Raw genomic sequence first — 14,705 nt, 5'->3', positions numbered from 1 at the left:
TTATGTCACTATATGCTTATGCTTTTTTTCTGTTTAAGCATGCAATTTATATGTATAGGTGGTTAAGTTAATCATGACAGTAGAAGGCGCTCCATATCGCATTTTGTTGTATTATAAATTCGTTACCGTCATAGATCATGAAGCTTTGGCTCAGGAACATTTGGCTTATTGCAAAAAACTCGGGATTAAAGGCCGCATTCTTATTGCTCCCGAAGGCATTAACGGAACGCTTTCAGGAACGGTCGAGCAAACCGAAGCTTACATGGCGATGATGCGTCAAATGCCACTGTTCAAAGACATGATCTACAAGATAGATGAAAGTGAACAGCATGCTTTCAAAAAGTTATTTGTTCGTCCTAAAAAGGAACTCGTCACTTTCCGACTTGAAGAAGACGTGAATCCGAACGAACTAACCGGCACACATCTGAAGCCAAAGGAATTCTACGAGAAGCTCCAGCATGAAGATGTCATCGTCCTTGATGGACGCAACCATTACGAGTACGATATCGGACATTTCCGCGGCGCCATTCGTCCAGAGGTTGAGACTACGAAGGAATTCCCGGAATGGATTCGCAATAATCTCCAGGAATTTAAGGACAAACCCATTCTAACGTATTGTACCGGCGGTATCCGTTGTGAAAAGCTATCAGGTTTCCTTTTACAGGAAGGCTTCAAAGAGGTTTATCAGCTGGATGGCGGTATTGTGAGCTACGGGAAAGATGAAGATGTTCAAGGTCGCTTATTCGATGGCAAATGCTACGTCTTCGACGAGCGGATTTCAGTCCCAATCAACCGTACAGACGAAGATATCGTCGTAGGCAAGTGCTACCACTGCGGAACAGCAGAAGATCGCTACATCAACTGCGCGAACGATGCTTGCCACTTGAAGCATATCTGCTGTGAAGCCTGTGAAGAAAAGCATAATAGCTTCTGCTCGAAGGAATGCGAAGAGAAAACGATGAGTACGCTTGAAGCATAATTTTAGTACCGAAAGAGCCCCCAACCTACAGGTCGGGGGCTCTCTTGCGGTACTAACTTACGCTATTTAGCTAAAAACGCTTGAATTCGCAAGGAAATGGAGCCGTTCAACGACGATAGCGACCTCTGAACAGGTAATGCCATTAATAGGAGTAAGGTTGCCTCTTATTTCGTTACATTTACTGTAATCTTGTCACTCGAGGTAATGCCACCCGCATTGACCAATTCACTGCGGTACTCATACACGCCAATGGCTCTGCCGGCAATCGTCGACACAGCGCTTTGAGCACTTGGAGAAGCTGCATTCAAGCTCTTCGTTTCGATCAATATGCCATTTTCGTATAGGCGATACTCGGTAGCGTTGGTGCCCCACCACATGTTCATCGTTACCTTGTAGTTGCCATCTCCATCCCAATTATCTTGAGATAATACCGGTTTACCTGGCGATGCGTCTGTAATTTTGATCACAAGTGGATTGCTGGCTGTTGTTCCGAAGGAATTAATAAGTTCACTCGTATAGGTATAAGTGCCGTTCGCTTTACCTTTCACATCTACTTTAGCCACTTGCGCTGCTGGAGACGCGTCTGCCAATGTTTGTGTATTAATGAGTACGCCATTTTCGTACAGCTTGAACACGGAGCCGTTATTCCCCCACCACATGTTCATTGTGACGGTATAGTTACCATCCTTTAATCCAGTTGCCTGACCGCTATTATCTGACAAAACTGGTTTACCAGGTGCCCCAACCGATAACGGCTTCACAACCGTAATAGTCACAGCATTGGTTTGTACTGTTTTTCCATCTAGGGTAACGGTAGCTGTAATTTGCGCAGTACCTTCTGCCAAAGCGCTAACTTTGCCTTGTGCATCTACAGTAATTACCGCGCCATTACTTGTGTTATAGGCAACTACTGCACCGCCGAGATCAGCAGACGTTCCGTTGCTTAATGTCACCGTTAGGTGTGTAGCTGTCGTTTCACCCGGCTTCAGCGATACCACGTCAGCAGCAAGGGTAGCTTGACTGAACGTAACGCTCGCACTCACGTTGAATGTTTGTGTCGATTGCACCAAATTGCCCGCTGCATCCATAACACTGTATTGCACCGTATGTGCACCTAGTGCTAGACTACCTGCAGCAATGGTTTGACCGCTGTTAATCACAGCGCCATCCAAAGTCAACGTCTGCGTAGCCACACCGGAGTGTGCATCTGTACTGTTCAAATCGAATCTAAGCGTATCTGCATATGTTACATTTGCCACTGTGTGACCGGACTCCGTCAAAACAGCAACGGGTGCTGTTTTATCTAATTTCACCTGCAAAGATTTCGCAGCCTCCACATTACCAGCAGCATCTGTAGAGAAATATCCGATCGTACTCATTCCTTCGTTTCGAATGACAATGGGTGCAGCGTAAGCAGTTGCTGTCCCACCATTGATACTGTATTCGGTCCCCACCGCACCCGCTGATTCATCCACAGCCGTCAAGGTAACCGTCACATCTTCTTTAAACCAGCCCTCGCCATTTGGAGCACCAGACAATGCCGCGGTCGTCACAGGTGCCACCGTGTTAGCATTCCTTTCGATGATGAATGAAACCGTCTGAATGCTTCCTGAATTGCCTTCCTGATCTACCGATCTGTAGCTCATATTGGTTGAACCATCCTGCTCAAATGTGATCGGCCCTGCGTATGCCAGCCACGTATTCCCACTATCCAGACTATATACGGACTGTGTAACCCCCCATAATGTTTGCGGAGCAGACAATGTAACCGTGACCGGATTCATGTATCGCCCATTTGGTCCATCCGGCTGTGAAGGTGATACATTCGCTATCGTAGTAGGTAAATCTGCGCCAATCACTTCAATTTCCAACAATCTGGCGTCGGTATAACCCGCTGCGCCAGAGGCTTTCGTTATGTTCATTTTTATTTTTTTGGTGGAAATGGGCGTACTCCACTTCAGAGAATTGTACAAACCAGCGTTGGCATCATAGGTGTTATTGGTTACAGTCGCTGCGGTTGTCCAATTGGCCCCATCCCAATACTCCATCGTATAGTCTTTGATTTGAAATCCGTTACCACCGATCAGCCCGCTCCAAACGTTGATGCCCTTAATTAACTTATCCTCAGGCCAATCCATCTGAAAGTAATGCGGTTCGCCGCTTAAAGAAAGCCATCTGCTGCTGTTGTCATTTTTAATTCCATCTACTGCCTTATTTGCACTGTATAAGCCGTTCGTCGAATCAACAGCTAATACAGCGCTTGGCGCAATATTTTTATATCGATCTGTACCGAATACTTCGATTTCTAATAATCTGGCGTCCGTATAACCGGCTGCGCTAGAGGCTTTCGTTATGTTCATTCTTAATTTTTTGGTAATAATCGGATGTTCCAATTCCAATATGTTGTAGGAACGAACATTGGCGTCATTTTTATTATCGGTAACGGCTGCCGCCGTCTTCCACTTTTCTCCGTCCCAGTACTGAATCGTATAATCTTTGATTTGGAATCCGTATCCTCCGATTAGCCCGCTCCAAACTTGAATACTACTGATCAATTTGTCCGCCTGCCATTCCATCTGAAAATAATGCGGCTCTCCGCTTAAAGAAAGCCATCTGCTGGCGTTGTCATTTTTAATGCCATCTACCGCCTTATTCGCACTGAACGAACCATTGGTGGAATCAACTGATAATATAGCGCTTGGCGCGATATTGATTAACGGTTCTATTGGATACGCAATCGATAGCGGAGAAGTATAGGTGCTCTCTCCACTTTCATTTAACGCTGAAATCACATAATAATTATGGAGTGCCGGATTTGCGCTGGTGTCTTTGTAGGTACTTCCTGTAACTCCTGTCGCTACTGTCGTATAAACGCCTTTTAGACTCGTACTTCTTTTGATAGCATAACCGGTCGCATTATCCAATCTCACGGACACACGGTCGAAATCAGCTTGCTGGTTGTTCGTGTAAAGACCTATTTTTCCCGAAAGAATCGGATGACTTCCATCCGTCACTGAAGCTATTACATTTGCGTCCCTATATAGGGTCAACCTATCGCCCGATACCTCAAGCCTAAATTTATTACTCGTATTTGCTCCAAGAATAAAATAAGGGTCCGCTATTGGTTCAGATGAAGCCAAAACCGCCTCTGCCCCTTGAAAGCGCTTTACAATTTTATACTTTTTCTCTTGAGAATCGTAATAAGCATAATAGTAATTATTGTTATCCACATATCTTGCGGCAACGCCATAGTTACCCGTAACGGAACCAGGCGCTACGATTCCAACTTCAACAACATAGTCTTTCCATGTGCTGTCTCCAGCAACGCTCATTCCATAACCGGAAGAATTACTGCTTCGGTACACGTTGGTACTGCCAAGACCGCCTTCCGTACTATGAACAATCCCCCATTCACCGTTTAATACAGTCCATAAACCGTCTCCAAGTTCAAAGTTCTCATAAAATCGCTCTGAATACGAGGGGCTCCAGCTTAAATCGACTCCAGTTCCGGTTGCGGAGGCTTTTACAGTGTGAGGAGAATAGGGCATATTCCCCCTCGGAACCGCGCTGTATTCGCTGGAGTTTAAGCCTTCTCCCATACCGTTATACGCGGATACCGTAAAATAATAGGCCGTGTCATTGGTTAATCCGGTCACTTCGTAGCCTATGGAATTACCAACGTCTTTAACCGTTGTATAGTTGCCGGATCCTGTTCTAACCTTCACATAATATCCGGAAGCGTTGATTGAACTATTCCAATGAAGTACGACGGAACCTTCCTTTACTTTCGGGCTTTCCAGCAATGGTGCGCTTGGCTTTGCAAGCTTGGCAGCTACTTCATTCGAATTCATGCTTGAACCTGAACTATTCTTAGCGCTTACCGCAAAATAATAGGATGTCCCGTTGGATAAGCCCGTCACCGTAAAGTTCTTTGATTGGCCTGCGTCTATCGTATTTGTATAAACGCCAGGTGTCGTCCCATACTTCACGACATATCCTGTTGCAAGTTGCGAATCAAGCCAAGTTAGCTCAACCTGACTATTACCAACAATAGATTGAACAATACGAGTAGGCTGCGGCAGTTGTCCTCCGGAAGCATCCCATTCTACTCTCATCACGCTGTACGGAGGAATCGTTACCGGATTGAATGTGCCTTCCGTTTGAATAGCAATAGCATTAGGATTTGCCAGTGTATTTTTTAATTCTGGGTCTGTAGATGAAATATACGTTTTCGTCATATTGGATGCTACCGGTACTCCATTCATGTTGATTGTTGCGGTGTGAGTACTGTCCGATTTGTTTGTGATCACGACATAATTTTTATTGTTTTCCCCCTTATATGCCTGCGAATATAAAGCAGGTATGTTACTTCCCGAATACTTGTTAACCTCTGCCCCTCCCGAAGTCGTTGTTTTCCATAAGTGGGAACTGTTATTGATGGCTTCATAGGCGATTTGCAAACCTAAAGCGGCACCGCTTTTATAAATGCCGAAATCGTAACCCGTTGTATCTAATGTCGTCTTTTTTTCATAAGCATCTCGCATTGCGACAGCATAGTTATTGGTGGGTTGGGTGCCAAACTGCATCATCGCATGAAGAAGTACACGTTTCACATTGGGATGGCTCGACAATCTGGTCGTATATTCAGCAGCGAATATGCCATTATACAGCGTTTTTATCATCCCCGATGTGGACAAACTCGTCATCGTTGAAGGGGTTGTATTAAACTCGCTTATCGTTACCGGCATATCAGGTCTTCCTTTGGCAAGGTAATAGGAATCGATATACGAATTGGTACGCTCTGCCAAGGCGGAATTCAAGTCTTTGCGCGCTTGATCGAACGTTGAATACCGATCGCCGCCCCGATAAAAATGGTAGGATACGCCGTCCCAATACTTGTTCGGATAAGCAGCCAGTTCTTTATCCCACTCGGCTTTTTCGCCTTGAGAAAACATGACGTTAATCTGTGCTTTCGGATCCACCGATTTGATTGCATCATAATACGGTTTCATTTTATCCGCATAATCCGTTGCAGTCGGAAAAAATTTACTGAATAAAAAAGCTTCGTTGCTCAGCTCGTAGGCGCTAACCTTAATATGATTATCCTTGCAATATTTCGCAATCGCCATTGCTGTTTCTGGCGTATCGGTGAATCCATTGATAATAATCATGGTTTCTCCTTGCACTTGATCCAGAAAATATTTCCAATCCTGAAGTTCTTGTTTGTCAGGCTTGGCTCTCAAGATCTGCCCGTCGTTAACGGCAGCATGGAATGTAGGCATTTTTCCGAAAAATTGCGATACCCATTCGTCATCGTCATCCCCTCTCCTAATGTCGAAATAGTCACTATCCGTCCCGGAGGGAAATCGAAACACACGGCTATTCAATCCTTTTGCCAAATCGATGGCCGTTTGATCGGTGTATAGGATGCCATAAGTTTGAAAATCCCCATTATATCCCCCGAAGTTTTCACTTAAGCTCGATTCAACATTCGTATCTATATTTATGGTGGCCGTATAATCCGCGGCATGAACGAGATTTCGTTGATCTATAAATATTCCCAAAAGTAGAGCGAGTAAAATGAATACGCTTACAATTTGCCTACTAAATTTTTTACGTTTCATATTATATTCCCCTTTCAATTTACGTATAAGTGCCCAGCTTTTAACAGACCAAAACAGATCACCTTTGCTCTCACGCCCACTGCGACCACAACCGGTATATAGGAAACAGGAGGCTTGGCTGAAACTTCAACACTCGCTTGCACATGGTTAACCATGATTAAATCTACATCCTCTGAGTTAATCTCATTATAATCCGTTGAAACAGAGGAACTAGTTTAACTTTAGTTTCATCCAAAACTCAAAAAATAAGCCGGATCACATTCACTCTGTTCGAGCAAATAGATCCGGCTTATAGCCATGTATGGATTGGAAGTAACTTCCTATGTCACAATTTGTTACGGAAATTACCTCTGAAATACAATCGTCGCAATCGAACCCGTGTTCTGTACTTTCTCCTGATAGGTGCCCAAGTAAGACATGCCGAAGGTATAGTTGCCAGGCAATAATTCCTTGCTTGCCGTTCCGCCATCCGTAGTCCCCAGGTCCTTCCATCCTCCGGCGTAATATTTCACCGTTCCTCCGTCGAGTGAGTTCCCCGAACTGTCCTTCAGCTGTACCGTCGTGTTCACCGTCTGGAATACAACGATCTCAGGCAAACCCGTGTTCTGTGTTTTCTCCTGATAGGTGCCCAAGTAAGACATGCTGAAGGTATAGTTTCCAGGCAACAATTCCTTGCTTGCCGTTCCGCCAACCGTAGTCCCCAGCTCCTTCCACCCTCCGGCGTAATATTTCACCGTTCCTCCGTCGAGTGGGCTCCCCGAACTGTCCTTCAGCTGTACCGTCGTGTTCACCGTTTGGAATACAACGATGGGGCTAGCGCCTGTATTCTGTACCTTTTCCATGTATGTACCTTCGTATGTCATGCTAAAGGTGTATGCTTTATCAGGCAAGTCCTTACTAATCAATCCAAAAGCGTCGGTTACCCCAAAATCCTTCCATCCGCCATCGTAGTATGTGACGATTCCACCGCTTATCGGATTCCCGCTGCTGTCTTGCAACTTAACGACTGCAGCAGTCAAAGGTGCAGCAACATTATTGGTAATGTCCACAATCGTCATGGAGTAAGGGTTCAATTGAATCTCTCCGGCGAAATTGGAAGATGGCGTCTCCGGTAATGGATTAACCTGTGGCGCGTCCAACCAACTCGCATTCGGGTTCGTCAGAAACGATGGCAAAGGATTAGAGCCCCCATACACCCAATTCGTCTTGAGATCCCAGCCTGGTAGGGAAACATTGACAGGGTTCATGGTCCGATTGGCGAAAACGACCTTCTTAATGCCATTAGTGTCACCGAAACCCCATGCGCCAACATCCGCGACGTTATAATAGACATCCGTTGCGATGAACCGCAGCTTTTCATTTTGAACATTGCCTTGTGCAAGATTGAGCTTGTAATAGCTGCTATTGGAGTCAAGCAGACCTCCCAAAGCTTTAAATACATAATAATTCGGTAATTCAGTGAGATCTCCACCGGCGGTTTGCTGCACGATGCCAAACCCTTGGGGATCTACCATCGCATGTACGTCGGAAATCGTCACTGCACCCGACTCGATCATTTGCAGCACCCGTTCCATATTGTGCATCGCAAATCCCGGGGTTTTCATAAATTGTTTGCGTGCCTTCTCGTTAGGGTCTTTCTCACCAAATAGGACGGTTGGAAGAGAAGACCATTCCGTAACCCATATTTCCTTGCCTGGGAATTGGTTTTTCTGAATAGACAGACCTTCCAATGCACTTTGATTATACGTATATAAGTATCTCATCATTTTGCTGTTCGTTAGATCAAATAGATTTGGAATAGGTGAATACGCATGGACGATGATGGCGTCGTAGAAACTGCTGTCCGCCATTAGTGTTGGATTCCATAGGGCAACGCGCCCCCCTTGTGTAGCTGCCCAATCCACATCAGGGTCTGGCAGATTATTAGGGTCAGCAGCTATTCGGTCTTCCAAATCTTTGGCGACAGCCACAATCCCGATTTTAATAGTCGGATCTATGCCTTTGATTCCCTGATAGATCAATTTGCATTTGGCCATATATTCAGATACTGACGGGAAGCTTGCATCAAACAAGATGGAATAAAGCTCGTTCCCCAATTCCACATAGATCGGTTGTGTGGTTTGCTGTTTCATCTGTTGGACTTGTGCCAGGATTTCACTCACTGACTGAGAGATTACATTTATGACAAATACGTAGGGAACCTCTATCGTATTGGCGAGATGGTAGGAATCCGCCAGATATAACCCTGGGTACCCAGGCTGCAGATTCACATTCTCTACCGCCCCAACGGTTCGATTCCCATAGAATTGCTGATAACGTGGATCTTTGGAATTCATAACCGTGCCCCCATTGTACAAGTAGTAATTTGCACCCGTACCATCGGGTCCACGAACATTTTGAAGCTTGAGGTCGATGCCCAGATTATCGAAGCTTTCCAGTTGAAAGTCAGTCACCCTTCCAACCTTAACCAGTTGTTCGTTATGTGCTCCTAGGAAATGGGATGGCAAGGCATTCGGAGTCGGAACAATCGCGAATTCGGCCATCGATACGGTTAGTTCCGGCACAGGATTCACAACAACTTGAGTCGAAGCCGAGAATCCGCCGTCTACGGTAGTAACGGTGATTATCGCTGTCCCTGCAGACAAGGCTTTAATGGCTCTGGAAGTACTCGAGCCTCCTACCAAACTTACCACGGAAGGATTACTGGAAGTCCATATGGTCAACGGATTATCTACATCCGCCGGACTAACCGTAGCTGTAAGCTCCTCCGCTTCCCCCATGTACAGGGAAGTACTAGGTTTGTTAAGGCTAACACCTATAGGCCGGACATAGACAACGATATCACTCTTTTCCTGAAAAGAACCGTCATACGTAGCAGCAGTAACGACTGTCTGACCCTTCGCTATAGCTGTAACCACTCCCGTCTGGTCTACTGTCGCTACCAGCGTATTGCTTGAAGTCCACACCACACTTTTTCCCGTTGTATTGGTCAGCTGCAGCTGTTCGCTATTTCCACTTGCGATCCCAGTAAGTTTGGCACTCAGAATAAAGGGCGAGCTTTCATGGTTCCATATTTGTATGTTATCTAGAGTAGCCTTTATATTATACGTGGTCAGCTGCACCTTACCGAATACATAGGAAACATTGGAAATGGCTCCCGCATACATATAGTCAGGGTCGGTTGCGCTTTTCACATAAACCTGAACCCAATTATCCAAGGCGACCAATTTAATATCGTAATCCGTTTCCGTGTTAAAAGTCATGGCATACATCGACTGCTCCGTGCCGCCCGCTTTGACGTAACTTAATCCGGTGCTTCTGATCAGTAAACGTGTATAATCCGCTTCGCTGACATACCTGAACTTCACAGAAATAAAGTTGCCTGCCAGGTTTTCACCCCGATTAAACCTCATAGCAATCGTTTGGTTCCTCCACGTTGTTTCTGCCCCTTTCATTTCGATCAATGAGGAGGCCGTTGAGGTGGAAGACAGCCGAGAATTATCAACCGTCCAAGTCCCATACACCGCTTTCCAAACGCTCATGCCCTCGCTGAAATCGTCCTCGAACTGCAAGATACCGGTAGGATTAATCGGATCCTTGACCTCGATTTCAGCTTTATCCCGATAGGTGTTATCATATGTTGCTGCGGTAACGACCGCCTGTCCCCGTGCGAGTGGGGTAACAGCTCCAGTCTGATCTACAGTCGCTACCTGGTTATCGCTTGAACTCCAGATCACACTTTTCCCAGTCGTATTCGTCAACTGCAGCGTTTGGCTATCCCCCTTGTTGAAAACGCTTAACTTTTTACCTAGCATAAACGGCAAGCTTTCATGGTTCCATATTTGAATGTTATCTAAAGCTGCCTTTACATTGAACGTTGTCAGTTGTACCTTGCCGAAATTGTAGGACGCATTGGAAATCGCACCCGCAACGATGTAATCAGGATCGGCAGCGCTTTTTACATATACTTGCACCAAATCGTCCAGGGCTACCAGCTTGATATCATAATCCGTTCCTGTGTTGAATGTCGTTGCATAAAAAGACTGCTCCGCTCCACCTGCTTGGATATAACTTAATCCCGTGCTTCTGATCAGTAAACGTGTATAATCCGCTTCGCTGACATACCTTAACTTGATCGAAATGAAGTTGTCGTTTGAGCTTGTGGCGAGTCTGTTAAACCTCATGGATACCGACATGTTCCGCCATTTGGTTAGTGTCCCTTTCGGCTCAAGCAGTGAGGACGAAGCGGCCGGAGAAATAAGCTGCGAATGGTCGATTCCCCATGCTCCAGATACAGCATTCCACAAACTCATGCCGTTGCTGAAATCGTCTTGGAACTGCAATGCCCCTGGCGAAACAACGGGATCCTTCACATAGATATCAAATCTGACTTGTTCCAGATTATCAGCAGTGGAAGCCGTAATCGTCACCAGGCCCCTGCCTGCAGCAGTGACCACACCATTGCCATCTACGGTTGCCCTTGTCGTGTCACTAGAAGTCCAGACAACGGTTTTCCCGGTTGTATTGATTAGCGACAAAGCAGATTGACTTCCCAAATTCAAAGATGACAACACGCTTCCATTCGCCATAAATGTGTAAGATTGCGTATTCGATACCTTAACATTATCCAACAGCACCTTATCATTGGAAGTTTGGAATCTCAGCTTTCCGCTTTGTACGGGTAAGCCTGCAATCGTCCCTGCGCTCGTATAAGTGGATTCCCCATCCTTTTTGGCGTATATAGCTGCCGTACTTCCTGATAGCATCATCTTTACATCATAGTTAGTACCCACATTAAATGTATAACTGGAAAGGTACGACTCCGCAGCTCCATTTAATGAATAACTTAACCCCGTAGGTCTGATTAACAATCCCAAATTGCTCAAGCCACTCACATACCTTGTAAAGACTCTTGTAAAACCGCCTCCTGGCGCTCCCACGATTTGGATTCGAAACTCGACAATTTGATCCTGCCAAACGGAATTCGATCCCTTCGGCTCTATTTCGTTAGTGCTGCCCGAGGTCACGCGAAGCGCGCCGTTGTCAACCACCCATGATCCTTTTACCCCCTTCCATAACGACATGCCCTCACTAAAATCATCTTGAAATTGCAGTACGCCAGTATCTCCAGCACCAACAGCCAGGCTTACTGGTCCTCGAAATAACAATGCAGCCAAACATATACTAAAAATCACACCCCAGATAATCTTTTTATGCATATTGTAAACAGCCTCCTCTATGAATATGAATAATTAACATAAAATGTAAGCGCTTTATTTTTATCGTGAAGCGAAAACAACAAGGTTGTTCCGTGCCGACTTGAACACAAAGCATCCTTGCTGTTCCCTCTTAGCAGTTACCTATTCCACAATTTCACAAACAACTTCATTGGCTCCCAAACGAATTACTCGATTTTGGAAAGAGATCATCTTCTCCTCCTTGGAATCATTCCAGAAAACGAAGAGTCTTCTCGCATTATGAACGTATTCCGTTTTGATGATTCCCTCAGGCAGCTCCATGTTGGTATCCAGTGAGAAGGTGCCGTGATAGAAAAATTCGGAGTAGCGTTCGCGTAAGGCGATCAGTTCCTTGACGTGGCTCGCATAGGCCGGAGCCGCAGTCACTGTCGCCCGAGAGCGGTAAATGGCAATGTCAAAGCGGTATCCATACACAAAAGCGAAGTGAAGCTGCTGCTTAAAATCGCTTCTCTCATCGTGCATGTAGCGATTGGACATAATCGTCTCGGGGAACGTTTGCCGATAAAGCTCAGGGAACGACTCCTCATCTTTAAAACTCGCGTATTGGCAGCTATGATGGAAATCCAGAAGAGGTGCATAGCAATCGACAACGAATTCAGAGCCGAAAGCTTTATCCCCTGTGCATAATTCACGCATTTGCTGCAAATTGCGCCGCCGATAAACCGTCTCGTTATCCCCCCGGTTTCCATGATCATGCGAAGCATCGAAACAGAGATGTGGAAAATGTCCAGCGATCTGATCATAGAAAATGGAGTCCGGATTGTAGCTTAGTTTTTGTTGACCGATCTCAATAAGATGCTTATTCCATTCATCGGTCGCCTGACAGGCAGACACAAAGCTTTTATAGCCAAAATTGCGCAGCAGCATGCCGTCATTGTTGAATTTGTAATGCTCCCTGTACTCCATGCCATCAATATTTTTACGGCAAATCCGATGCCCAGTTTCCTTGTAATAGTCTGATTTTACATCGATCAGCACACCATTTGTGTAAAGCGCAACACGTCCCCCCCGACGCTGCACTTCCGCAATCGCTGCTTTAAACCCTTCTTCTCCGCCAAGGGCAGGATCCGGCTCATAGACGGGATAACCATTATCGAAGCCGCCTTTCCACCAACCGAAGAGCAGAATCATTTCCACTCCGACAGCCTTGCCTTCCTCGTAGACGCGCGGTAAATCTTTATAACGGTAGTAAATTTTGCCGAATTGATGCTTCATGATGATTCGCTGCCAACCTGGAAGTTCTTGTACCCACTCGGGTTTCTGCGGTTCACTAAACCAACCGTTCGCCCATTGCCGATAAATGGCCGAGCCTTGCCGCCAATCCCCGGGAACGAACGCGACTACCGAGGTCGGGGAGGAAACTTCTTCTTCTCCTTGCACCAATGGGAACTGAGAAACGGCGAGAACGAGACGCGGATCGCTGTTGCGCGGGCCTATTCCTGCGGCCAACACACAAGTAGTGAAGTTATCATCATGCCGACCTACATAAAGGAAATGCGAGCCACTTTGTACGCCAAACCAAGCCATGCTGCCGAAACTCGGATAGGTCATGTCGAGCCAGATCTCATGGTCATCACTGGACATGTATTCCGTGTGAGCCTTGTCAATTGCCTTCCAAGGATCTGCAAGTCGGTGTCCATGCCCCTGACTACGGTACAGGACATCGCGATTACGCTGTTCATCTGCAACGACGGATACATCTACGAACGGAAGTTTGACCTCATTAACCCGTACTTCGCTTTGATTGGTTACCTTGTATGAGAAGTGCAATTGTTCTCCTACTACTAAGACCTGCACCCGAAACAATACTGGATAGGTATTGCCGTCCTCTGCTTCGAGCTGATTGTATTGGATAACCAATCCACCCTCAATTTCAGTTACGGTCCCGCTCTGAAGACTTGAACGAACGGACATATCGCGAAACTCGCCGTCGTCGAGTTGAATTCTCCAGAAATCCGCTCCTGCGCTCTCTTGTAATAGTAGTCCCTCCGCCGACCAACGTACGAACCGCCCCTGCGGATCTACGGCGAACTGTAATTGTCCTGCCCTAATTGAATGAGTCATTTGTCCAATCTGTCCTTTCCTTATCTTAAATATAGACCGCCGTTCACATCCAAAATAACTCCGGTAATGTACCTAGCTTCGTCGCTTGCCAGGAATACCGCCGCTGCCGAAACGTCTTCAAGCTTCCCTAAACCTAGGGGGACTGATTCCGTTAAATTCTTTACCTTCTCATCCCCGTGGGTTTGAAGCAATAATTCGGTTTCGATGATGCCCGGAGCGATTGCGTTAACGGTAATGCCATAAGGAGCAGCCGTACGAGCGAGCGTTTTCGTGAAGCCGATCTGTCCGCTTTTACTAGCAGCGTAGTGAACATGGCCATACAAGGCACCCTGATGTCCAACAACCGAACTGATGGAAATAATCCTTCCGCTTTTTTGCGGCATCATGATGTCCATGGCATACTTGGAGCATAGGAAGGTGCTCGTCAAGTTGTTGTTGATGATTTCATTCCAGCTTTGCAGCGACGTTTCGCCTATCGTTTCCGCCCTAGAAGTTCCGGCATTGTTAACCAGTACATCTAGGCGTCCATACTTCTCTAGCGCCAAATGAAACAATCTCTGGACATCCTCTTCTTGGCTGACATCCGCTTGGATCACAATGGCATCCCGCCCTAACGCCTTGACTAGCTCAACAAGTTGAAGTGCACTTTCCGTGATCTCCAGCGCGTTAATAATCACATTAGCTCCCGCTTGAGCCATACCTAAGATCATCCCGCGTCCGAGACCTTGCGATGACCCCGTTACCATAACCACTTTGCCAGATAAATCAAACATAACGATT

General features: G+C 46.1%; 4 protein-coding genes and 2 pseudogenes. 1 reads left to right on the top strand and 5 read right to left on the bottom strand.

Annotated elements, in window-relative coordinates; translation table 11 throughout:
• The first annotated feature begins 73 nt into the window (after positions 1-73).
• Positions 74-979 carry an oxygen-dependent tRNA uridine(34) hydroxylase TrhO gene (gene trhO / locus AC58UU_RS11035; protein WP_497315498.1) on the top strand — a complete coding sequence of 302 codons (906 nt, stop codon included), beginning with the start codon at positions 74-76 and terminating at the stop codon, positions 977-979.
• Between the two features lie 164 nt (positions 980-1,143).
• Here the strand turns inward: trhO and AC58UU_RS11030 are convergent.
• The 5 genes and pseudogenes from AC58UU_RS11030 to AC58UU_RS11010 all read right to left on the bottom strand — a co-directional run.
• Positions 1,144-2,550 (bottom strand): annotated as a pseudogene (locus tag AC58UU_RS11030) (OmpL47-type beta-barrel domain-containing protein); the annotation flags it as partial.
• A gap of 21 nt (positions 2,551-2,571) precedes the next feature.
• Positions 2,572-5,094: pseudogene (locus AC58UU_RS11025) on the bottom strand (discoidin domain-containing protein); the annotation flags it as partial.
• A gap of 1,853 nt (positions 5,095-6,947) precedes the next feature.
• Entirely contained in the window at positions 6,948-11,822 is a 4,875-nt protein-coding gene (locus AC58UU_RS11020; RefSeq protein ID WP_497315496.1) for an Ig-like domain-containing protein, read from the bottom strand.
• 141 nt (positions 11,823-11,963) lie between these two features.
• Positions 11,964-13,925, bottom strand: coding sequence for a DUF6259 domain-containing protein (locus tag AC58UU_RS11015; RefSeq protein ID WP_497315494.1), 1,962 nt, complete (start codon positions 13,923-13,925; stop codon positions 11,964-11,966).
• Positions 13,926-13,945: 20 nt separating this feature from the next.
• On the bottom strand, positions 13,946-14,698 hold the full coding sequence (locus AC58UU_RS11010) for an SDR family NAD(P)-dependent oxidoreductase (RefSeq protein ID WP_497315492.1): 753 nt from the start codon (positions 14,696-14,698) through the stop codon (positions 13,946-13,948).
• Positions 14,699-14,705: the final 7 nt, after the last annotated feature.

It is taken from the genome of Paenibacillus sp. JT22N1 (genome assembly GCF_059692155.1).
The sequence above is the reverse complement of the archived record's forward strand: the minus strand, read 5'-3'. Positions and strand labels throughout refer to the sequence as shown.

Bases quoted from the DNA above. Each gene is read 5' to 3' on its own strand.
- trhO (WP_497315498.1), top strand. From the start codon at position 74: ATGACAGTAGAAGGCGCTCCATATCGCATTTTGTTGTATTATAAATTC.
- AC58UU_RS11020 (WP_497315496.1), bottom strand. From the start codon at position 11,822: ATGCATAAAAAGATTATCTGGGGTGTGATTTTTAGTATATGTTTGGCT.
- AC58UU_RS11015 (WP_497315494.1), bottom strand. From the start codon at position 13,925: ATGACTCATTCAATTAGGGCAGGACAATTACAGTTCGCCGTAGATCCG.
- AC58UU_RS11010 (WP_497315492.1), bottom strand. From the start codon at position 14,698: ATGTTTGATTTATCTGGCAAAGTGGTTATGGTAACGGGGTCATCGCAA.